Source organism: Anoxybacillus gonensis (assembly GCF_001187595.1).
Lineage (GTDB): Bacteria > Bacillota > Bacilli > Bacillales > Anoxybacillaceae > Anoxybacillus > Anoxybacillus gonensis.
Map to the genome: position 1 here is coordinate 330,057 of NZ_CP012152.1, position 22,735 is coordinate 352,791.

Below are 22,735 nucleotides of genomic sequence, written 5' to 3' on the forward strand. Positions count from 1 at the left end.
AAGCTTTTTCATCTTACCGTTCGATTTTTGCTTTTCTTGTTGAAAAATCGACATTCGGATAATAACGGTTTTTTACAAGCACATTTGGCCCTAAACATTTTACCGCAGGGCAATGGCAGTTCAACGATTTGGCTAAGTCAGATGCCATCCATTTGTCATAAGCAGAAAGAAGCGAGTCGGTTTGAATGTTGCCAAGTGTCGGTTCATCACCAAAATCAGTGACAATAATGTCGCCTGTAAAAATGTTTACATTTAAACGTGAACGTCCATCAGGGTCGTTTCGTACCGTTACATTTTTACTTTCGTATAAACGTTTTAATAGCGCTAAATCTTCTTCGTTGTCGCTGCATGGATAAAAAGGCAACGTACCAAACAACATCCATACGTTCTCGTCTCGTATATCAAGTAAATGATGAATCGTCTCACGTAGTTCATCTAACGTTAATGTTTCTAAACTGCTAGCAAAGTCGCTTGGATACATCGGATGTACTTCATGACGTTTACAACCCATTTCGTTCACAATTTGGCGATGAATCGTTTCTATATGTGGACGCGTTCGTTTATTTAACATCGTTTCAGCTGAAACGATGACCCCCATGTTTGAAATGGCACGTGCATTTTCAATCATGCGTATAAAGTAGCGCTCGCGTTGCGCGACGGTTGGCTTTTTATCCATCATCGCAAATCCGCCTTCAATGAAATCATCAATCGTGCCCCAGTTATGCGAAATATGTAAAACGTCTAAGTAAGGAATGATTTTTTCGTACCGTTCTAAATCAAGAGTTAAGTTAGAGTTTATTTGTGTGCGCACTCCGCGTTCGTGGGCATATTTTAGCAGCGGCACGACGTATTGTTCGACGGATTTCATCGAAAGCATCGGCTCACCGCCTGTAATGCTTAACGAACGCAAATGTGGAATTTCATCAAGACGGCGAAGAAGAAGATCGAGTGGTAGCGCCTCAGGATCTTTCGTTCGTAACGTATAACCGACGGCACAATGTTCGCAACGCATATTGCAAAGAGTTGTTGTTGTAAATTCGATATTCGTCAACTGCATGCTTCCGTACTGTTCAACATCCATATATGCTTCCCAAGGATCAAATGTCGGAGTAATCGCTTGACGCAACAATGTTTCCATAACCAAGCTCCTTTTATTTTAAAATAGGACTAACGATAATTATGCAAACGAAATGGAATGATTGTCAATGATGTTTCGATCGTGTACGATAAAGAAAAAGCGAGGTGACGATGTTGGGCAACGCAGTATCAGATCAAAATCTACAACTAACATATTTAAAAACGCGCTTAAATATGTTTCTTGAAGTGCTCGAAGCGCTCGATCCTGAAACGGCTGAATTAGAAGATATTGACCGCCTTATTCAAATGATTGATGATTTAGAAATGAAATACGAGCGGTTTAAAAAAGATTGGGAAAAAAGTCGCTAAGCGACTTTTTTTCATGTTCACAAAAGAGGTATAATACAAGTAGAGAATTCGAAAAATTGTTACATATTGAACAAAAGGGAAGGGACATGGTGATGGAAAAGTTTCAAGAAAGTATGTACAAGCTAATTGTTGAAACGTCAACGAAGTTGCCAAAAGATGTACGACGTGCCATTGCAAAAGCAAAACTGCGTGAAAACGCAGGAACGAGAGCAGCGATGTCGCTTGCTACGATCGTGCAAAACATTCAAATGGCCGATGAAAACGTATCACCGATTTGCCAAGATACAGGTTTGCCGACATTTAAAATTAAAGTGCCGGTTGGGGTCAATCAAATTGAAATGAAAGAGGCCATTCGCCGAGCGATCGCTCAAGCAACGAAAGACGGGAAACTGCGTCCAAACTCGGTCGATTCATTAACAGGTGAAAATAGCGGCGACAATTTAGGGATCGGGCTGCCTGTCATGAAATTTGAACAATGGGAAAAAGATTACATTGACGTTCGTTTAATTTTAAAAGGTGGCGGCTGTGAAAATAAAAACATTCAATATAGCTTGCCGTGCGAGTTAGAAGGACTTGGTCGCGCAGGCCGCGATTTAGATGGCATTCGTAAATGTATTTTACATGCGGTATACCAAGCGCAAGGACAAGGCTGTAGCGCTGGATTTATTGGCGTTGGGATCGGCGGCGATCGTTCTGCGGGGTACGACTTAGCAAAAGAACAACTATTTCGTCCTGTTGACGATGTCAATCCGAACGAAGATTTGCGCAAACTAGAAGAATACATTATGGAAGCTGCCAATAAACTCGGCATCGGCACGATGGGATTTGGCGGAGAGACGACGCTTCTTGGCTGTAAAATTGGCGTCATGCACCGCATTCCAGCCAGCTTTTTCGTTTCTGTCGCATACAATTGCTGGGCGTTTCGCCGTTTAGGCGTCATCATTGACCCACACACAGGCGACATTCAAGAATGGTTGTATCAAGAAGGAGAAGATGTCGATTTAAAACAAGAAGAAACCGAAATGACAGGCGAAGCGCGTGAAGTTGTGCTTGAAGCGCCAATTACAGAAGAGCAAATTCGCTCGCTAAAAGTAGGCGATGTCGTTCGCATTAACGGCATGATTTATACAGGCCGCGATGCGATTCATAAACATTTAATGGATCATGATGCTCCTGTCGATTTAAACGGCCAAATCATTTATCATTGTGGACCGGTTATGTTAAAAGATGAAAACGGCAAATGGCACGTCAAAGCAGCTGGTCCGACGACAAGCATTCGTGAAGAGCCGTATCAAGGAGAAATTATGAAAAAATTTGGCATTCGTGCCGTCATCGGAAAAGGTGGAATGGGGGCGAAAACGCTCGCCGCGTTAAAAGAACATGGGGGCGTGTATTTAAATGCCATTGGTGGTGCAGCGCAATATTATGCGGAATGTATTCAATCAGTAGAAGGCGTCGACTTTTTAGAATTTGGAATTCCAGAAGCGATGTGGCATTTGCGTGTGAAAGATTTTACAGCTGTCGTCACGATGGATTCACATGGAAATAGCTTGCATGAAGATATCGAAAAATCGTCACTCGAAAAATTAGCTCAATTTAAAGAACGTGTATTTTAATGGAAATCCGTCTAGCCTAAGCTAGGCGGATTTTTTATGCTTCTTTTTGCACAACCTATCATTGAAATGAATATGGAGGTGCAAGCAGTGAAAAAAACAATCATCTTCTTTCTCTTCTTTTTATGTTTGCCGCTCAGTCAAGGAGAGGCGATGTCATGGGGATTTAAGCGAAGCGAAAATCATCTCCCTCCTTCTGCAGGAAAACAGTTAGATGAACTACTCGCCAAATACGATGCGTTTTATTTAGGTAATCCAGCAAAAAAATATATTTATTTAACGTTCGATAACGGGTACGAAAATGGCTATACCGGACAAATTTTAGACGTGCTCAAACAAAAAAGAGTTCCCGCTACGTTTTTTGTGACCGGCCATTATTTACAATCTGCTCCGGATCTAGTGAAACGGATGGTGAACGAAGGGCATATTGTCGGCAACCATTCATGGCATCATCCTGATTTAACGACCGTTAGCGATGAAAAATTGCGTGAAGAGCTCGAAATGGTTAGGAAAAAAACAGAGTTGTTGACGGGGCAAAAACATATGCGTTACATCCGCCCTCCGCGCGGTATTTTTGATGAACGTACGCTTGCGGTTGCACGCGAACTCGGCTATTACCACGTCTTTTGGTCATTAGCGTTCGTCGATTGGCACATTCACGATCAAAAAGGATGGCAATACGCTTATAACAACGTGATGAAACAAATTCATCCCGGTGCCATTATATTGTTGCATACAGTGTCTAAAGACAATGCCGATGCGCTCGGTAAAATCATTGACGATTTGCGAAAAGAAGGATATGTTTTTAAAAGCTTAGACGATTTCATGCTTGAAAAAATGAATGTCCCTTCTTGGCTTTTTTCCCTTTGACGATGTGCAAAGGGATTTGTTTTGATACAATGGGGGAAAGAGGTGAATGTTGATGACCCCGTACGATTTTACACGTGTATGTGAACGGTTAGCACGCGATCCGCTTGTACGCATGCAACATAACGAAATCGCTGTTCCGTTGTATGTAAAAGACACACCCGTTGTCGTGTACGTGAAAAGCACCGGAACAAAAGAGAACCCATCGTTTGTTGTGTCATGTGATAACGAACAGCATAAAGAGGAGGCAATCGCGCGCATTTCGCGCATTTTTCATTGGGACAGGTCACTTGCCCCTATCCACGACCATTTTATGCAAACCAATTTACGCGACTTGTTTATCGCTCACGAAGGAACACCGATTGTATTAGAATTTGATTTATATTTTTGCTTAATCAAATGCATCATCCACCAACAAATTCATATGAAAGTCGCTTATCGGCTCACCGAACGTTTTGTGCATACATTCGGCGAACGCCTCGGGGATCTATACATATATCCTCGGCCAGAACGAATCGCCAATGCTTCATATGATGAGTTGCGCGCTTTATCTTTAAGCGAGCGAAAAGCACAATATATTGTTGATATTTCGCGTCTTATTGTAGAAGGGAAGTTGCGTTTAGAAGAGATGCATTCGCTTTCCGATGAAGAGGTGGCGAAACAGCTTCTTTCTATACGCGGCATCGGTCCGTGGACAGTGCAAAACTTTTTACTGTTTGGTTTAGGTCGTCCAAATGTGTTTCCGAAAGGAGATGTTGGCTTGCAGCGGGCGATTGAACGATGGTTTCAGCTCGATCATCGCCCAACAGCAAAAGAAATGGAAGCGTTTCGACAAATGTGGGAACCGTATGCAAGCTACGCAACATTTTATTTATGGAGAAGTATTGAATAGGAGAGAGAATCATGCTACAGCAAGGACAACAATTTCCACTAACAATTAAACGGCTTGGCATTAACGGGGAAGGAGTCGGTTATTTTAAAAAACAAGTCGTGTTCGTTCCGGGAGCGCTTCCGGGAGAAGAAGTCGTCGTTCAAGCAACGAATATATATCCGACGTATGCGGAAGGAAAAATCGTGCGCATTCGCAAACGTTCCCCACATCGCGTTAAACCGCTTTGTCCTGTATATGACCGATGCGGCGGCTGTCAACTGCAGCATTTAGACTACAACGCGCAGCTTGAAGCAAAGCGCGATATTGTCATTCAAGCGCTTGAACGCCATAGCCGACTAAATATTGAAGCGCTAGATATTCGCCCGACGATTGGGATGGATGACCCGTGGCATTATCGCAACAAAAGCCAATTTCAAACAGGAGTGAAAAAAGGGCGTGTCATCGCTGGACTTTACAGCATGAACTCGCACGAACTGATTGATATTGACCGTTGCTTCATCCAACATGATGCCACAAACCGCGTCACAACCGTCGTCAAAACGATTTTGCAAGATTTGCGCATACCGATTTATCACGAGCGAAAGAAAACGGGTGTTGTGCGTACAATCGTTGCCCGTGTTGGTTTTTATACAGGCGATGTGCAACTTGTCATTGTGACAGCGACGAAAGAACTGCCGCGTAAAGAGTTGTTTGTAGCGGAAGTGAAGCGCCGGTTGCCAGAAGTGAAATCAATCGCGCAAAACATAAACGGACAAAAAACATCGCTTATTTTTGGCGACGAAACGATCGTTCTCGCAGGAGAACCGTACATTCAAGAAGTGCTTGGTGACTTATCGTTTGAACTATCTGCCCGCGCTTTTTTCCAGCTTAATCCGATTCAAACGGTAAAGCTATACGATGAAGTGAAAAAAGCAGCCTCGCTTACGAAAAACGAACGCGTCGTCGATGCGTATTGCGGCGTCGGAACGATCGGGCTTTGGCTTGCGCGTGAGGCGAAAGAAGTACGCGGCATGGACACCATTCCAGAAGCGATTGACGATGCGCGCCAAAATGCCGAACGTCACGGCTTCACAAACGTCACATATGCGGTCGGAAGAGCGGAAGTGCTGTTGCCAAAATGGGTGAAAGAAGGATGGAAACCGGACGTCATCGTCGTCGACCCACCGCGAACGGGTTGCGACAACGCCTTGTTAAAAACAATTTTACAAGTGAAACCAAAAACAGTCGTGTACGTTTCCTGTAACCCATCCAGCCTCGCTCGCGACATCGGCACCCTTGCGAAACAATACCGTGTCGAATACATTCAACCGTTTGACCTTTTCCCACACACTGCGCATGTCGAAAGTGTAGCGAAGTTGGTGAGGAAGTAGAAAGGCGCTCATAGGGCGTCTTTTTATGCATTCGTACGGGCGTAGAAAAAAGGACGGCTTTTTTGTAGAATGAAAGTATTCGCAAAATAATGAAGATAGAGGGGAAACGTTCATGAAAAAAACAGTTCGTGTCGTAGGGGCAGTTATATTCGACAATCAAAATCGCGTGTTGTGTGCACTTCGGTCGAATACGATGTCACTCCCTAACCTTTGGGAATTTCCGGGTGGAAAAGTTGAAAAAGGGGAGAAGGAAGAAGAAACATTAGTCAGAGAAATTCATGAGGAATTAGGATGTACGATTCAAGTGCATGAAAAAATTGAAGAAGTGCATTACGAATATCCTCAAGTTATTGTCAATTTACTGACATATAAAGCAACAATTATTGAGGGAGAACCGAAAGCGAAAGAACATGCTGAATTAAGATGGGTGCCACTCCAAGATTTAAAATCTCTTGAATGGGCACCCGCAGATATTCCGACTGTAGACGTTTTATTAGCGAATAAAGTCAATATATAAATCTTCCGGCACGGGATGATGTAGGCGCCATGTGATGCTCATCGGCTTATCTCCGTAGCTTGATACATAATCGACTTCGCCGAGATAAGTGAATGGCAATGTCATTCCGTGCATGTCTTCAAACTTTCGCACAAATAGGTGAATATGAATTCCAAGTTCTTTATGACGAATAAAATTTTGTCCGACAGAAGAGCGATGAGACGTTTGATTTTGGCTTTGCCAATGAAAATGTTTTTGGTCGAGAAAATAATCTTTATAATGTAAATGTTCTTTCACTCTTTCCGATTTATTTAAATTGACGAACAGTAAATAATGATTTCTAACTTTACTTACTCCTTCTCGCCACGATCCTTCTTTTACCCCTGCTTCAAATAAGAAAATTAAATCGTTTCTCGTATAGTTTTGATAAAGAGTAAGCTTTTCCCCTTTAGATAAAAATCTTTCAGGACGATACGTTCTCCTAAATTCAATAAGTCCGTAATCTATACGGTCTTTCATGTAATTGAAAAACTGTTGGTTTTCTGTTAACGCAAGAATGTTGTCATTCAATATAAATTGGCGCCCATTTCGTTGTCCAAACGCCCATTTTTGTTTTTTATACGGCAATGATAGGCGGTCCATCGATTGCATAATCATTTTTTCGTGTTTTTCTAATGGCACATCTACAGCAAATTTTTTGGAAAGTTGCTTTACGACATCTTCACAAGACACAACTTTTTGTAAAAAAGCTAATTGCAACACAGCAAAATCGTAGGGCCATTTGATCGGAAGTTGATTTTCTAGCCGTTCAACGCACTCACACATCAATGGGTGGTGTAAAATCATTTGGTCAAGCTCGTTTATATCATTCATTTTTTCTTTTGTTTTGACCCATGAACGATACTTATATATGAAAAACGTTAAGCTTGGCGATTGCTCGTAATATAAAAAATCTAATATTTCTGGTGAGCGCCCAAGCTCATTTTTAAATTGTTGATATAGCATTTTTAACATATCTGTCGAGTTCATTTTAATGGAGTCAATGCGATCTAAAATTTCTCTTTGTGTCACAGGATCTAAATCGACATATGCGCCGCCTGGTAGATCGGCAAATTCATGTGTAATTGCAACACGAAGAGAATCTTTATCAAACGCTTTGTCGTTCAGTTGTCCAGCTAGAGCGAGCGGAATCATAAACGATTTTTGATAATTTCCTACAAAGTCTAAAATCGTTACAAATTCTTTTCCGGTTACTTTTCTTAATCCCCTTCCTAATTGTTGAATAAATACGGTTGATGACTCGGTAGGTCTTAAAAATAATAAAAGATTTAGACTTGGGATATCAATTCCTTCGTTAAAAATATTTACGGTAAAGATTAGTTCAAGCGGATCGTTAGGATTTTCTAGTTTTTTAATGACCTGTTCGCGATATTCAACGCTATGTTCACCAGTTAAGTATGTTGTGCAATATCCGCGTTTATTAAATTGTTCGCTCATATATTTTGCATGTTCAATATTTACGCAAAACGCAAGCCCAATGATACGATCACCATCGTAACCATATGTACGAATCATTTCGATAATAAAATCTGTTCGTTCATTTGTTTTTAAAGCTTTCACAAGCGATGCTTCATCAAACATGCCATTTTTTAATGGAATTTGACTATAGTCTACTGTACGATCTGAAATGCCAAAGTAGTGAAATGGTGCGAGCAACTGCGCTTCTAACGCTTCTCGTAAGCGTATTTCATATACGACATTATGGTCACAAATCGCTAAAACGTCTCTTCCATCCATTCTTTCTGGTGTTGCTGTTAAGCCGAGTAAAAATTTTGGTTGGAAATAACGAATAACTTTTTGATATGTAGGTGCTTCGGCATGATGAAATTCATCGATAATTATATAGTCAAATTCATGTTGCTCAAAATGTTGCAACGTTTCATCTTTAGATAGCGATTGAACGGTGCTAAATAAATACGGTTTATGGAATTGTTTCACTGTCCCTGTAATTTTCCCGAATAGATGATCGTTACCTAGTACATGCTTGAACGTTTCAATTGCCTTGTCTAGCAATTCTTCACGATGAGCGATAAATAAAAGCTTTTTTGGATTATATGCTTTTACGTCAAAAGCTGCTAAATACGTTTTTCCAGTTCCAGTAGCAGCGATAATGACTCCTTTTGTATTACCACTTTTTCTTGTGTGTTCGAGGTTTTTTAATGCTTTTTTCTGCATATCATTCGGTTTCACACTTGATGTAACGATATATTCTTCTTTCGGCTCAGCAGCTAAAGGTTTGTTTTCTTCTCTTATTGTTTGTTGTTTATATTTTTGAATGAAGGCGTGATCAAGAGAAATCGTGTCTGTATGATCCCATATTTTCTCAAACATTTGCTTTGTATGCTCATAAATGGGTAAAAAGCTTGTATCCGGCAGCTTTACATTTAGCTCATGTCCGTTAATAAGGGCCGAGTGTGAAATGTTTGATGAGCCTATGATTACTGTATTTAATCCTGAACGTCGATGGAACATGTACGCTTTCGTATGAAAAGACTGTTGTTGCGTATCGATTATTTTTACTTGTACGTTAGAAAATTGCATTAGTTTTTCAAGCGCTTTTGGTTCTGTAATGCCTAGATAGGTCGATGTGATGATGCGTACAGGAATACGTTCTTTTTCAAGCATAAGTAATGGACGAATCAATAATTGTAGTCCTGACATCCGAATGAAGCTAACCATCAAATCAACGGAATCAGCTGTCAGCATTTCATATTTTAATGTTTTGAAAAAGTTTTTCATTGTATGTTTGTCATTATATAGTAAGTGTAATCTAGATAAGAAAAAGTCCTCTATAATTGGTATTTCTCGTTGTCCATATGTGTATGTAATCATAGAGAGCGGCAAAGAAAAAGAATCATTGTTATTTGATACTAATGTAGAAATGTGTTGAGTTAATTGAATGATTTCATCAAAACGGTTTTCTTCAGCCAAAGTTTTTAACTTATGAGTGAGTTGTTTGGCGGAATGAAGAACGAGAACTTCAATATAATCTTTCGGTGATAGACGCTGTATAACGCTTGCATCAGGATATTGTTTAGCAAGAAGTTGTAGTTCCTCGAAAAAACTTTTATCCATAAATAAAACCACCTAACGAATGTTTTATAAAATTTTACCATGATATATGTAGATATTCCATTATTATGTTGAAAATGGGAGGGGAGTATTCTGTTTTCTAAAGCAGGAATGATGTTTGTGTCGTCGAGAAAAGTATATGATAAAGTTGAAAGGAGGAAATATATTGAACGCCAACTGGAATTTTGACAATAGCTATGCTCGTTTACCCGAGCGATTTTTTACGAAAATACGTCCGACGCCTGTCAGTGATCCAGCGCTTGTTGTGCTTAATCGTTCTCTTGCGGATGAGCTTGGGTTATGTGCGGAGGCGTTAGCGGGCGAAGAAGGAGTAGCGGTGTTTGCAGGAAACAGTATTCCGGAAGGGGCCGAGCCGTTAGCGCAGGCGTATGCCGGGCATCAGTTTGGCCATTTTAATATGCTTGGCGATGGGCGCGCCATTTTACTTGGCGAGCATGTGACGCCAAACGGAGAGCGGGTTGATATTCAACTGAAAGGGTCGGGGCGGACGCCGTATTCGCGCGGGGGAGATGGACGTGCGGCGCTTGGACCGATGCTTCGTGAGTATATCATTAGCGAGGCGATGCATGCCCTTCGTATTCCGACGACAAGAAGTTTAGCGGTCGTGACGACAGGGGAAGTCGTCATCCGTGACAAGGAACTTCCAGGGGCGATTTTGACGCGTGTGGCAGCGAGCCATTTACGTGTTGGAACGTTTCAATATGCGGCGCGTTTTTTATCAAAAGAGGAGTTACAGGCGTTAGCGGATTATGCGATAAAGCGACATTATCCGAACGGTGAACATGCGCCAAACCGCTATCTTTTTTTCCTTGAAGAAGTGATGAAAAAGCAGGCGGCGCTTGTTGCGAAATGGCAATTAGTCGGATTTATTCATGGAGTGATGAACACGGATAATATGACGGTTAGCGGAGAAACGATTGATTATGGACCGTGTGCGTTTATGGACGTGTACGATCCGACGACAGTATTTAGTTCCATTGACACGCAAGGGCGGTATGCGTATGGAAATCAGCCGTACATTGCTGGGTGGAACATCGCCCGCTTTGCAGAAAGCCTTTTGCCGCTTTTACATGACGAAGAAGAAAAAGCAATCGAGCTTGCGCAAAAAGTAATCGCACAATTTCCAACGCTATATGAAACGTATTGGCTGCAAGGGATGCGCGCAAAACTTGGGCTTTGGACGGAAGAAGAGGAAGATAAAAAGCTTATCGGGGAGTTGCTGCATCTTATGTACACATATCGCGCCGATTATACGAATACGTTTCGCGCGTTGACGATAAATGAATGGGAGTTTTGCGAACAAGAGTTTCGCGACTGGCATACACGTTGGCAACAAAGAATGGCCCGTCAAGATATGACGAAAGATGAAGTGTACGAACGGATGCGACAACACAATCCGGCGATTATTCCGCGCAACTATCGCGTGGAAGAAGCGCTTGCGGCAGCGGCTGAGCATGGGGATGATACGGTCATGGAGCGACTACTTGACGTGTTGAAACATCCGTATGCGTACACGAAAGAACAAGAAGAATATGCCAAGCCTCCAGCACCGTCTGACCGCCCGTATAAAACATTTTGTGGGACGTAGAAAAGCTCAAGGGTCACTTGAGCTTTTTAAAATCCTGCGAGATGTTTGGCATATGCGAGCGGATTGAAAAACGTTCGTTCAATTGTTTGACGATGACTAATATACAACATAGAAAACGTCCCTTTTCTTATTGGAAAGGGATGTTGTTACGTTGTAATATAAGGAAAGAAAGGGGGAGAAAGATTGTTTCCGTTTTTGCACGACAACGTATACATAAAGATAAAGCTTTCGAAAGGAACGGTTGTTTTTCGAGAAGGGGATATGTGTGAGCATGTCGCTTTTATCGTCTCTGGTGTCATTCGGGTTGCAAAAATAGGGGAGAATGGGAAGGAAGTAAATTTATATCGCGTTTGTCGTGGAGAGTCATGTGTATTGACTATTTCCAGTTTGTTGTCACATTCACCTTTTCCTGCGACGGCGATTGTGGAAGAAGATGTGGAAGCACTAATTGTCCCGAAACATACGTTTGCGAAGATGATGACAACAAATGTTGAACTACAAACGTTCGTTTATGACATGATGATGAATCGTTTTATGACGATGATGCAAATGATTGAGCACATCGTATTTGAAAAAATGGATAAGCGTTTAATCGAGTTTTTGCTTACACGATGCGACAACAGCAAGACAAACATGATCGAGATGACGCATGAACATATTGCTGTGGAACTTGGAACGGCACGCGAAGTCGTCAGCCGAATATTAAAGCAACTTGAGCGTGACGGATACGTTCAACTGGCGCGTGGAAAAGTAAAAATTGTAGACAAAGAAAGATTGTGTGACAAATTTGCAACAATGTGACTTTATCACAGAACGTTTCCTTTTTTTCCTCTATGATTAAAGAGAGATGAGAAGAGGGGAGGAAAAAAGATGAAAGCAAATGTTGGTTCCGTCGATCGTATGATTCGCTTCATATTAGGTATTGCACTATTAGGATTATTTTTTCTTGAGGGAAATATAAAATATGTCGGCATTTTAGGAATTGTTCTTATCGCTACGGCATTTATGAGATTTTGTCCACTTTACGTTCCGTTTCGGATTAATACGACGAAGAAATAGCTCTACTCATTTTAGTTGAAATTAAATAAGAAGGCGCCTTCAGGACGCCTTCCTTAATCTACTTTTAACACAACGCGACCGTTAATTTGTCCTTTTAACATACGATCGAATACATCGTTAATGTTTTCAAGCGGTTGAACTTCGACAATTGTTTTTACTTTTCCTTCTGCCGCAAATTGAAGCGCTTCTTGCAAGTCTTTACGCGTACCAACGATTGAACCGATAATTCTTACTCCATTTAAAACGGTATCAAAAATTGGTACAGGCATTTCTTCTGGCGGTAATCCGACAAGTACGCAAGCGCCGCCGCGACGAATTGCTTTATAGGCTGATTCGAATGCTGCTTTCGAAACAGCAGTGACGACAGCTGCATGCACGCCACCAACTTTTTCTTTCATCCATTGCGCGGCGTCTTCATGTTTTGGATTGACGACAAGATCAGCTCCCAACTGTTTAGCTAACTCAAGTTTTTCATCGCCTAAATCGACAGCAACGACGTTTAGCCCCATCGCCTTTGCATATTGAACAGCGACGTGTCCGAGGCCGCCAATACCGTAAATTGCTACCCACTCACCAGGTTTTGCACCTGTTACTTTTAAAGCTTTATATGTTGTTACGCCAGCGCAAAAGATTGGAGCAGCTTCTTCAAATGATAAGTTATCAGGAATTTTCACGACATAATCAGCTGCAGCACGACAATATTCAGCGTAACCACCGTCAACCGAATATCCAGCGTTTTGTTGATGCTCACATAATGTTTCTTGTCCGCTTAAGCAATAATCACAATGGCCGCAGGCGGAATAAAGCCAAGGGATACCGACGCGATCTCCGACTTTTAAGTGCGTCACCCCTGGTCCGACTTCTTCGATGACACCAACGCCTTCATGTCCAGGAATGAGCGGTAGTTTTGGCTTTACAGGCCAGTCGCCATGTGCGGCATGCAAGTCTGTATGACATACTCCACACGCTTTAATGCGCACTAGCACCTCTCCATATGAAATTGTTGGTTTTTCTACTTCTTTAATTTTTAATGGTTCTTTAAATTGTTCCACAACTGCAGCTTTCATAATTATAATCCTCCTTCTGAGTGAAAAGGGATTTTTTGGTCTATGCATATTTAATGTAACATGTATTAAATTTGTTAAAAATATCATAAACAAACTGTTCGAAAAAATGTAAAAGTTTTTTAGATAAAAAGGTAAATTTTTGTTTTTTATCTTGACGAAGTAAAATAATTTCCTTTTGATCACAAATCACTACTTCCTTTTTCCTAGTTGTTGTGTTAAGATAAAAATGTCAAAAATTGAATAATCGGCAAACTACTCGAAAGGGTAGGGCGCAAAGCTATAGGGGCTACGTCTATTGTATAGATATGCCAGCCAGTTGCCCTTCTTATAAGGAAATGATAAGAAGGTTTTACTGTCGAACGATAGCTGCCTATATATATTTGTTTTTAGGCGGCTTTTATTTTTATCAACACAGGAGGATGAAGACAGCATGAAGGTAACAGTAAGAAAAAAATTGGTGGCGACGTTTCTTTCGGTATTATTGTTGTTTATTGTTGTAAGTATGCTTACATATAATCGGCTAGAGACAATTGATCAACAATATTCAGAAGCGATGAACAAAGGATTTGAACGAATTACGCTCGTGACAAATATGCAAAATGCGATGTTACGCGAACAAATTGCTGTGCGGGGGTATTTAATTAATGGAAAGCCGGAAAGCTTAACCGCATTTGAGCAAGCAGCGAGCGAGTTTACAGATAACCAAGAGATGATTGCATCATTACAACTAGAAAATGAGGCAAAACAAGAGGTGGATCGTCTAGTAAAAGCAGAGCAAGAGTATCGCGACATTGCGAAACAAGCGATAGAGTTTAAAAAGCAAGGTCAAATGGATGAAATTTCACGGATTATGAAAGAGCGAGGAAATGCGATTACGGTTGAAGTGACAGAGGCAGGAGAACAAGCGCGTGCGACGCAAGTGAAGCATTTGCAGCAAATGAGTGAAACGTTGTCTGAACAAGCGAAAGACATGAAGTATACGACGCTTATTACAATCGGTATCTCTTTTCTTGTTAGTATGGCCTTAGCTTTATATATGAGTGAAAAAATTTCAAGACCTGTTCAACAAATTTCTGAACATGCCGAAAAAATTGCACACGGCGATTTGTCAGTTGATGATATTCATGTAGCAAATCGTGATGAAATTGGTCAATTAGCAAAATCGTTTAACCAAATGGTTCACAATTTGAAACAGCTTATTCAACAAGTAAGCACAGCGACTGAGCATGTGTCTGCTTCCGCCCAAGAGTTGATGGCAAGCGCTGAACAAGCAAGCGCAGCGACAGAAGAAGTGACGACAGCGATTCAAGAAGTAGCCCAAGGAGCAGAAATGCAAGGAAAACATGCGGAGGAGAGTTCGCAAGCGATCGGTGAAATGGCGGCAGGAATTGAGCGAATGGCTCAAACAGCAACCGTCGTGGCGAACTCCGCAACAGAAACGACAAAACAAGCTACTGTTGGCCAGCAATATTTACAACAAGTTGTGACGCAAATGAATACGATTAACGAATCAACAAACGAAACAAATGTAGTTATTAAAGAGTTAGATGAGAAGTCGGCCCAAATTGGAAAAATTGTTGACGTCATCGTCGGCATTGCTGAACAAACGAATTTATTAGCACTTAACGCAGCGATTGAAGCGGCACGTGCCGGAGAACACGGAAAAGGATTTGCGGTTGTGGCGGATGAAGTGCGTAAACTCGCAGAGCAATCTCGCGAATCGGCAAATCAAATTGCGCAATTAATTGAGATGATTCAACAAAACACCGGTTATGTTGTGCAAATTGTCGGCAAAGGAACGGAAGAAGTGAAACAAGGAACAAAATTAGTGGAGCAGACAGGAACGTTCTTTGGGCAAATTTTGCGTTCCATTGAACAAGTGAATGCACAAATCCAAGAACTATCAGCGATTTCAGAGCAAATGTCAGCAGGCGTTCATCAAGTGCATGCTTCAATGGATGAAGTATCGTCTATTGCGAAACGGTTTGTTGAACGGACGGCCGAAATTTCTGCTTCTTCTGAAGAGCAGCTTGCTTCAAGTGAAGAAGTGACATCTGCCGCTACATCGTTAGCTGAAATGGCGGAGCAATTACGCAATGCTGTCGCAACGTTTAAAGTATAAAGAAGTCTCTTGATTATAAGGGGAAGCGAGAGTATGTTATCGGTGACGATCTTTATATGTGGAGCGATATAGTTCCTCTTTGCTTTTTAATGAATACCATTGTCCAACGGAAAGCGACAAAATCATGAAAATTGCACCGATTGCAAAACCTATACGGTAATAACCGAGAAAAAATAGTAAGAAAGACATCACTAACGTTGTAATAAGTACGATAAGCAAAATGTTTTTTCCTTTTTCTTTTCCCATATCGTTTCCCCCTCTCTGTTTGTATTATAACAAGAATATGTCACTATTAAAATGCACATGTGGATCAACAAAGGTGTCCCGTCATGATGTTGGGACACCTTTTCTTTTACCGATGATTTTTTTCTTTTTGGCTTTGGCGAATGTTAGCTGCTTCAGCGCGTGCTTGTGCTTCTAAATCCTCATGATCGGCAAGTTCTGCAGAAAACTTGACATCATGTCCGTCTAGTTTGATTGGTTTTGGCACTTCCATCCCTCCTTATTGCTCATCTCACTAGTAGCATGTGATGAACAATGGAAAAAATGAATGGCGAATGTTGTTAATGACGAGCATGTTTGTCGGTAAATCCACCGGCTTGGTCTGCGCGTTTAAAATCGCGGGCGTATGTCACTTCTTGTGCGCTAGAGAGCGTACTTTTTGTTTTCTCACGTTTCTTTTTGTCAGACATATGTATCCCTCACTTTTATAAAAATGTCACGTTAACATTATGAACAGAAAAATAAAAAATTATCCAAATAAAAAAACCTGTTCGTGCAGAACAGGTTACGCTTCTTTTCGTTGTTGTTCATCTTCAAGTCTTTGTTGGCGCATCGCATACAACGTATAGTTGTCCTTTGAAATTTCATATAAGTTATATATATCTTCGCCTTGGTTTATTGCTTCCCATAATTGCTTTCTCGTTTCATTAGCAAGGGTGACATAAGGGAGTTTTTCAGCGGCTTTTGTGGAGCGGACGTTGACTTTGCGAATGCGCATGAAGATCGTGTTGATGGAACGTTCGTAAAACAGTTCATTAAAGAAGGCGTCTTTAGCTATTTGATTGTACCCTTTTCCATGATACGGCTTGCCAAGCCATGTGCCTAAAAAACCAGCGCCATCTTCAATGTCAAATAAGTTAATCGTTCCAATCGGATTGCCCCACTCATCTAAAATGGTGCGCGAAATGAGTTCACCGCGTTCTTCGGCTTCAATCGTTTGCTTCGTTATAAACAAAAACTCCTCGTATGAATATGCTTTATGGCGCACGAAAGGGAAGACGTCTGGGTGCACCATAAGCTCGTATAACGCTTGACAATCTTGTAGTTCGCGTTTTTTTAACATCGAATCTCCCTCCATTCACGAGGGCAGTCGACCATAGGGAACGAGCCACCCTCGAAATTTTTTAATTTATGCAAATCAAAAAATTTCGGGGTGGGAATCGAACCCACTAGAACCAGCGCATGGCTGGTGGCGCACCATTTGCCTTCCCTTACTGTCGCATCGATATATAGTTTTGAACGTATATTTCGCATATAACCTTTTATATCATACTTGAAACGGTGTAAAAAATAAATAGTTTTTTTATTAATTTTTTTTGTATATTATTTCCCCATTAATCATTGTAAATATAGGGGTTGCAATATAATGAAACGGATGATAATTCCAAACGACAATATCGGCATCTTTTCCAACCTCTAAACTGCCGACACGGTCGTCTACTCCTAAATTACGTGCTGGTAAAATTGTAATTCCTTCGAGCGCTTTTTGTTCATCAAGTCCTTCACGAACAGCAATTGCAGCACAAATGTGTAAATATTGAATTGGCGTGTACGGGTGGTCTGTAGTGATAGAGACGTGAACACCTGCGTCACATAAAATTTTGTACGTTTTCCAACTTTTATTTTTTAGTTCTACTTTGGATCGGCGTGTCAATGTTGGTCCGACGGAAACTTGCAAGTTTCGTCCTTGTAGCTCCTCAGCGATTAAATGTCCTTCTGTACAATGTTCGATCCGTAAATCAAGCCCAAACTCATCCGCTAGGCGAATAGCGGACAAAATATCATCGGCGCGATGGGCGTGAACACGAATCGGAATTTCACGATTTAATGCTTGAATGATCGGGATTGTGCGAAAATCGTGCGGCCAATCGCTATATTTTGCGTTGTAAAACGTTTCGCGAAGCATTCCCATAATGCCCATGCGCGTGAGCGACTCTTTATTCCCTTGACTATGCATTCGCTTCGGATTTTCACCGAGTGCGATTTTTAACCCAGCTGGCTGTTTAATAATCATGTTTTCGACGTTTTTCCCATACGTCTTAATGACTGCCGTCGTTCCCCCGATGACATTCGCGCTTCCAGGCATAATATGAACCGTCGTAATGCCGTGTTCGATCGCATCTCGAAAGCCGGGATCGAGCGGATATACGCTATCAATGGCACGCACATGAGGAGTCATCGTTTCAATTGTTTCATTTGCATCGTTACCTGCCCATCCAGTTCCTTCATCATACAAACCGAGATGTGTATGCACATCAATGAAACCAGGGAAAACATATTTTCCTGATACATCGATCACTTCTGTTCCGTCATGAACAGGAAGGTTATAACCAATATCTGTGATTTTTCCATTCTCAATACGTACATCTGCTCCCTTCATTGGAGGGGAAGTGATTGGATATACGATCCCATATTTAAGCAATATGCTTTTCATGCCAAGAAGCTCCTTTATTTCTTTTTCGTATAGTGTATTCGTCACGATTTTAGTATGTTCGCTAGCGCTTGATCAATAGTGGGAAATGAAAAATGATATCCTGCTTGAAGAAGTTTTTCTGGGATTACGCGCTGTCCTTCTAGCAGAAGTATGCTCATTTCCCCTAACAACACTTTTAGAACGAAGGATGGAACTGGGAGCCAATGTGGACGTTGTAATACGTTTGCGACTGCTTTCCCGAACTTTTCCATCGTTACAGGATGTGGAGCAGTGACGTTAATCGGACCCGATATGTTTTTATGTCGAATCGCAAAATCAATTGCGCCAATGACATCGTCCATATGAACCCATGACATCCACTGATTACCTTGTCCAATCGTTCCTCCAATGAACCATTTGTAAGGAAGAACGATGCGAGGAAGGGCCCCACCGTCTCCTCCTAAAATAATGCCAAAACGCATAAACACGGTTCGTACGCCGAGCGCTTCCATGCGCCGTCCAGCTTCTTCCCATCGTTTGACGGTTTGAGCTAAAAAGTCTGTTCCTGTCGTTTCATTTCGCTCTGTAAACGTCTGATCAAGCGACGTGCCATAAATGCCAATAGCGCTCGCTTGAATGACAACGCTCGGCTTTTGTTTCATATTGGTGATAAGGTCATATATCGCGTTTGTTGCTTGTAATCGACTTTCTACAATGGCTCGTTTTCTCGCTTCGTTCCATCGTCCGCTATTAATCGATTCACCAGCTAAATTAATGACAATATCGATCGAAGGTAATTGCTCGATAGGATTTACACCGTCCGTTAGCCATTGTACATAATGAACATACGGATCGCTCTCCCGCTTTTGAGCGTTTCGCGTTAATATATACATATGATGGCCATTTTGTGTAAAATATGTCGTCAATGCTTTACCGACAAATCCGGTTCCTCCAGCAATTAAAATATTCATTATTTTCCCTCCTTTCCTTATATTATGCGTTTTTTAAAAAGAAAAAGAAAGAAAAGGTGTGTTTAACGATGCGAATTGAAAAAATTGAAGTGGATAAGAAAAATGCTGAACGTTTTTACGTTCATCTTGTCAAAGAAGATGGAGAGAAACAACTCGTTTCTGTGGATCAAGACGTATTGATTGAGTATCGGCTGAAAAAAGGAATGACAGTAACAGAAAAGCAATGGATGGAAATGATAAAAAAAGATGACGAAACACAAGCATATAAGATGGCGCTTCGTTTTTTAGCTTACCGTATGCGTTCGAAACAAGAAGTTACGGATTATTTAGAAAAAAAAGGGGTAGATCGTGGGGCGATTGAACGAGTAATGGGGAAGCTACAAAATGAGCGATATATCGACGATGAACAATTTGCACATGCGTACGTGCAAACGCAAGTAAATACGACGATGAAAGGACCTTATGTCATTTATAAAGAACTGATAGATAAAGGAATATGTGAAGATACGATTGCGAAAGCGATGGAGCGTTATACGGAAGAGATGCAACAGGATAAAGCGATGAAGTGGGTTGAAAAAGTAAATAAACAATCAAAAAAACGATCATATCAAGAACAAAAAGCGTATATAGCGCAACTGTTGCATATGAAAGGTTTTCCTGTTCATATCATTGAGAAGGTAAAGCAACAGATCACTTTAAACGATGAAGAACAATGGGAAGCGCTCGTATATCATGGAGAAAAAGCACATCGTCGCTATGGAACATATGACCGCTATACGTACGAACAAAAAATGAAACAAGCACTGTACCGAAAAGGGTTTCCGATTTCGTTAATTGAGAAATTTTTGGAAAAGAAAAAGGAGGATTAATTCCTCCTATTCAACGATGATTTCTGGTTGGCGTTTATATTCATTTACGATCGTTTCGGCTACTTGTTTTGGGGAGCGAAGACGAGAGCGATCTTGAATATGGTTACAATCGTCCCAAAACGGCGTGTTCATCCCACCCATATATACAGCGGTGACGGCAACATTCGTTTCTGCAAGCTCCTTCACAAGACTTTCGCTAAATCCGCGTACGGCGAATTTACTTGCAACGTACACACTTTCGTTGACTTTGCCACGCAACCCAGCTGTCGAAATAATGTTCATCATATTTGCTTCTGGCAACGTCTTAAAATACGGAAGAAACGCTTTTGTCATATATATTGTGCCTTTGACGTTAATGTCGATCATTTCATGAATATGTTGTTCCGTCATTTGTTCAAGCGGTCCGAAATAGCCGACGCCTGCATTGTTAATGAGCATCGTTACGTTATGCTTCTGACAAAGCATTTCCGCTGCTTTATGCACTTGTTCATTATTTGTAATATCAAGCGAAAAAGCGACTGCCTTCCCTCCAAAAGATTCAATTTGTCGTTGGACAGATTGTAGTGGCTCCTTTCTTCTCCCGACTAAAATGATTTCGTACCCTCGTTGTGCATATAAAAGGGCAAGTTCTTTTCCGAGACCCGTTCCAGCCCCTGTGATAATGATACTTTCCATTACTTTCATCCTTTCGCACGTCATATATTCACAACAATATGGAAAACGTATACATTAAGTAGTTGTCAAGAAGTAGTCAAATGTAATTGTGAATATATGCACAACCATATGGTATAATGTCTTATGTCATTATATTACAACAAAGAAAGGGGAACAATATGAGCTTTTTACAAGTGATTACAGCTTCTACACCAGTATTAGCTGTCTTTCTTTTTCTCGTTTTATTGCGTTTACCAGCGGCAAAAGCGATGCCGATTAGTTTTCTTATTACTGTTATGTTATCGTTATTTGTTTGGAAAATGCCCGGCATTCAAGTGGCAGCTGCAACGATTGAAGGGGTAATTGTAGCCATTTCAATTTTATGGATTATTTTCGGTGCGATTTTGTTGTTAAATACGTTGACGAAAAGTGGAGCGATGGATACGATTCGAAGCGGATTTTTAGGCATTACGCGCGACCGACGTGTGCAAGTCATTATTATCGCATGGTTGTTTGGTGCATTTATTGAAGGGGCAGCAGGATTTGGAACGCCCGCAGCCATCGGGGCTCCACTTCTTGTTGCTTTAGGGTTTCCGCCACTTGCTGCGGTTGTCGTTGCCCTTGTCGCAGATAGTAGTCCTGTTTCGTTCGGTGCAGTCGGAACACCGATTATTGTCGGGGTAGATCAAGGGCTTCGTGAAGGAAATTCCGTTGCTGAACAAGTGCAACAAGTGATCGGCACAGCCGATTTATCTTCGTTCCTTCAAACGCTCGCAAAACAAGCAGTGTCATTTGACATTGTAATCGGTACGTTCATTCCGCTTATTTTAGTGCTTATTTTAACGCGTTTTTTTGGAGAAAATCGTTCGTGGAAAGAAGGATTTGAAATTTGGAAGTTTGCTTTATTTGCGGGGCTTAGCTTTACACTTCCAGCATTTCTCGTTGCTTCTTTTCTCGGACCAGAGTTTCCGTCCATGATCGGTGGGTTAATTGGTTTAGCGATCGTTGTCCCAGCGGCGAAAAAAGGATTTTTATTACCGAAAGAGCCATGGGATTTTAAGAAAACAGATGAAGTACGACATGTGGCGAACGTACAAAAAAGTGAAATGCCTCTTTTACTTGCATGGATGCCGTATATTCTTGTTGCGCTTATTTTAGTGTTGACAAGGTTACAAAACTTGCCGTTAAAAGCATGGTTACGTTCTGTGAAAATACAGTTTAACAACATTTTAGGAACGAACATTAGCACATCAATTGAACCGTTATATTTGCCAGGGACGATTTTCCTTGTCGTCATTCTCATCACCGTTTTTATGCATAAAATGAAACGGGAAGATGTCGTGGCGACGATGAAAGAGTCCGCATATACGTTGATCGGTAGTGCCATTGCGCTCGGAACAGCTGTGCCGATGGTGCGCATTTTTATTAACTCTAGTGTAAACGATGCAGGGCTTGCTAGTATGCCAATTGAGTTAGCATCGCTCGTCGCAGGGGGAGTGGGGGCTGCTTGGCCGCTCGTTGCTCCTTTGATCGGTTCGCTCGGTTCGTTTATTTCCGGTAGTGCCACGTTTAGTAATATGATGTTTTCTTTATTCCAATTTAGCATTGCTGATCAAATTCAAGTGCCGCATCATATCGTCATCGCTGGACAAATGTTAGGGGCGAATGCGGGCAACATGGTTTGTGTATTAAACGTTGTTGCGGCAGCTTCCGTTGTTGGTCTTGCCGGGAAAGAAGGAACGATCATTCGTATGACACTCATTCCAATGCTTTATTACGTATTGATGACTGGAATATTTAGCCTCCTCTTGATCTATGTATTTTAGCTTCACTTTATGATACGATGAAAATGAAGTTGTCATAAAGTGGAGTG

21 protein-coding genes, 1 pseudogene and 1 riboswitch are annotated in these 22,735 nt (G+C 41.3%); of the genes and pseudogenes, 12 read left to right on the forward strand and 10 right to left on the reverse strand.

Annotation, left to right across the window (positions count from 1 at the left end):
- Positions 1-13: 13 nt before the first annotated feature.
- Complete coding sequence (yfkAB, locus tag AFK25_RS01790; RefSeq protein WP_035063967.1) at positions 14-1,138, reverse strand: radical SAM/CxCxxxxC motif protein YfkAB; 1,125 nt, start codon at positions 1,136-1,138, stop codon at positions 14-16.
- A 113-nt stretch (positions 1,139-1,251) separates the two neighbouring features.
- Between yfkAB and AFK25_RS01795 the strand changes: the two genes are divergently transcribed.
- The 6 genes from AFK25_RS01795 to AFK25_RS01820 all read left to right on the forward strand — a co-directional run bounded on the left by AFK25_RS01795 (position 1,252) and on the right by AFK25_RS01820 (position 6,705).
- Entirely contained in the window at positions 1,252-1,446 is a 195-nt protein-coding gene (locus tag AFK25_RS01795; protein ID WP_026011859.1) for an SE1561 family protein, read from the forward strand.
- A gap of 92 nt (positions 1,447-1,538) precedes the next feature.
- Positions 1,539-3,062, forward strand: coding sequence for a fumarate hydratase (locus AFK25_RS01800; RefSeq protein WP_026011858.1), 1,524 nt, complete (start codon positions 1,539-1,541; stop codon positions 3,060-3,062).
- A gap of 150 nt (positions 3,063-3,212) precedes the next feature.
- Positions 3,213-3,929: a delta-lactam-biosynthetic de-N-acetylase gene (pdaA, locus tag AFK25_RS01805; RefSeq protein ID WP_420806290.1), complete on the forward strand. Its 717-nt coding sequence runs from the start codon at positions 3,213-3,215 to the stop codon at positions 3,927-3,929.
- Positions 3,930-3,981: 52 nt separating this feature from the next.
- Positions 3,982-4,818, forward strand: a complete 837-nt coding sequence (locus AFK25_RS01810; RefSeq protein ID WP_009360836.1) for a DNA-3-methyladenine glycosylase family protein — start codon at positions 3,982-3,984, stop codon at positions 4,816-4,818.
- An 11-nt stretch (positions 4,819-4,829) separates the two neighbouring features.
- On the forward strand, positions 4,830-6,188 hold the full coding sequence (gene rlmD, locus AFK25_RS01815; protein WP_035063970.1) for a 23S rRNA (uracil(1939)-C(5))-methyltransferase RlmD: 1,359 nt from the start codon (positions 4,830-4,832) through the stop codon (positions 6,186-6,188).
- A gap of 112 nt (positions 6,189-6,300) precedes the next feature.
- The gene (locus AFK25_RS01820; RefSeq protein ID WP_026011856.1) at positions 6,301-6,705 is read left to right on the forward strand and encodes a (deoxy)nucleoside triphosphate pyrophosphohydrolase; all 405 of its coding nucleotides are present in this window, start codon (positions 6,301-6,303) and stop codon (positions 6,703-6,705) included.
- Here AFK25_RS01820 and AFK25_RS01825 read toward each other — a convergent pair.
- Positions 6,682-9,819: a DUF3427 domain-containing protein gene (locus AFK25_RS01825; RefSeq protein WP_035063972.1), complete on the reverse strand. Its 3,138-nt coding sequence runs from the start codon at positions 9,817-9,819 to the stop codon at positions 6,682-6,684. The two genes, AFK25_RS01820 and AFK25_RS01825, sit on opposite strands and share 24 nt — an antisense overlap.
- Positions 9,820-9,982: 163 nt before the next feature.
- Between AFK25_RS01825 and AFK25_RS01830 the strand changes: the two genes are divergently transcribed.
- The 3 genes from AFK25_RS01830 to AFK25_RS01840 all read left to right on the forward strand — a co-directional run bounded on the left by AFK25_RS01830 (position 9,983) and on the right by AFK25_RS01840 (position 12,484).
- A complete protein-coding gene (locus AFK25_RS01830; protein WP_035063975.1) occupies positions 9,983-11,425 on the forward strand; it encodes a protein adenylyltransferase SelO in 1,443 nt (480 codons plus the stop codon).
- 183 nt (positions 11,426-11,608) lie between these two features.
- A complete protein-coding gene (locus AFK25_RS01835; RefSeq protein WP_019418572.1) occupies positions 11,609-12,226 on the forward strand; it encodes a Crp/Fnr family transcriptional regulator in 618 nt (205 codons plus the stop codon).
- 69 nt (positions 12,227-12,295) lie between these two features.
- The gene (locus AFK25_RS01840) at positions 12,296-12,484 is read left to right on the forward strand and encodes a YgaP family membrane protein (RefSeq protein ID WP_019418571.1); all 189 of its coding nucleotides are present in this window, start codon (positions 12,296-12,298) and stop codon (positions 12,482-12,484) included.
- Positions 12,485-12,537: 53 nt separating this feature from the next.
- Here AFK25_RS01840 and adhP read toward each other — a convergent pair whose 3' ends face one another.
- Positions 12,538-13,551, reverse strand: coding sequence for an alcohol dehydrogenase AdhP (gene adhP, locus AFK25_RS01845; protein WP_026011854.1), 1,014 nt, complete (start codon positions 13,549-13,551; stop codon positions 12,538-12,540).
- 236 nt (positions 13,552-13,787) lie between these two features.
- Positions 13,788-13,875, forward strand: a riboswitch (cyclic di-GMP riboswitch).
- Positions 13,876-13,981: 106 nt separating this feature from the next.
- On the opposite strand from adhP, the gene AFK25_RS01850 reads away from it, so the two are divergent.
- Positions 13,982-15,673, forward strand: coding sequence for a methyl-accepting chemotaxis protein (locus AFK25_RS01850; protein ID WP_035063977.1), 1,692 nt, complete (start codon positions 13,982-13,984; stop codon positions 15,671-15,673).
- A gap of 36 nt (positions 15,674-15,709) precedes the next feature.
- Here the strand turns inward: AFK25_RS01850 and AFK25_RS01855 are convergent, their stop codons facing one another.
- From AFK25_RS01855 to AFK25_RS01870, 6 genes and pseudogenes are all read right to left on the reverse strand, one after another.
- Positions 15,710-15,919, reverse strand: coding sequence for a hypothetical protein (locus AFK25_RS01855; RefSeq protein ID WP_009360843.1), 210 nt, complete (start codon positions 15,917-15,919; stop codon positions 15,710-15,712).
- Between the two features lie 106 nt (positions 15,920-16,025).
- Positions 16,026-16,166, reverse strand: a pseudogene (locus tag AFK25_RS14675) (YfhD family protein); the annotation flags it as partial.
- Between the two features lie 70 nt (positions 16,167-16,236).
- Complete coding sequence (locus AFK25_RS14680; RefSeq protein WP_009360845.1) at positions 16,237-16,365, reverse strand: YfhE family protein; 129 nt, start codon at positions 16,363-16,365, stop codon at positions 16,237-16,239.
- 95 nt (positions 16,366-16,460) lie between these two features.
- Complete coding sequence (locus tag AFK25_RS01860; RefSeq protein WP_009360846.1) at positions 16,461-17,018, reverse strand: GNAT family N-acetyltransferase; 558 nt, start codon at positions 17,016-17,018, stop codon at positions 16,461-16,463.
- A gap of 243 nt (positions 17,019-17,261) precedes the next feature.
- The gene (locus AFK25_RS01865) at positions 17,262-18,389 is read right to left on the reverse strand and encodes an amidohydrolase (RefSeq protein WP_035063980.1); all 1,128 of its coding nucleotides are present in this window, start codon (positions 18,387-18,389) and stop codon (positions 17,262-17,264) included.
- 41 nt (positions 18,390-18,430) lie between these two features.
- Complete coding sequence (locus tag AFK25_RS01870) at positions 18,431-19,339, reverse strand: TIGR01777 family oxidoreductase (protein WP_035063982.1); 909 nt, start codon at positions 19,337-19,339, stop codon at positions 18,431-18,433.
- 68 nt (positions 19,340-19,407) lie between these two features.
- On the opposite strand from AFK25_RS01870, the gene recX reads away from it, so the two are divergent.
- Positions 19,408-20,208: a recombination regulator RecX gene (gene recX, locus AFK25_RS01875; protein WP_035063984.1), complete on the forward strand. Its 801-nt coding sequence runs from the start codon at positions 19,408-19,410 to the stop codon at positions 20,206-20,208.
- Positions 20,209-20,214: 6 nt separating this feature from the next.
- Here the strand turns inward: recX and AFK25_RS01880 are convergent, their stop codons facing one another.
- Entirely contained in the window at positions 20,215-20,883 is a 669-nt protein-coding gene (locus tag AFK25_RS01880) for an SDR family NAD(P)-dependent oxidoreductase (protein WP_026011852.1), read from the reverse strand.
- A gap of 158 nt (positions 20,884-21,041) precedes the next feature.
- Between AFK25_RS01880 and AFK25_RS01885 the strand changes: the two genes are divergently transcribed.
- Positions 21,042-22,688 (forward strand): L-lactate permease, encoded by a 1,647-nt coding sequence (locus tag AFK25_RS01885; RefSeq protein WP_049720848.1) that lies wholly within the window; start codon positions 21,042-21,044, stop codon positions 22,686-22,688.
- Positions 22,689-22,735 lie beyond the last annotated feature (47 nt).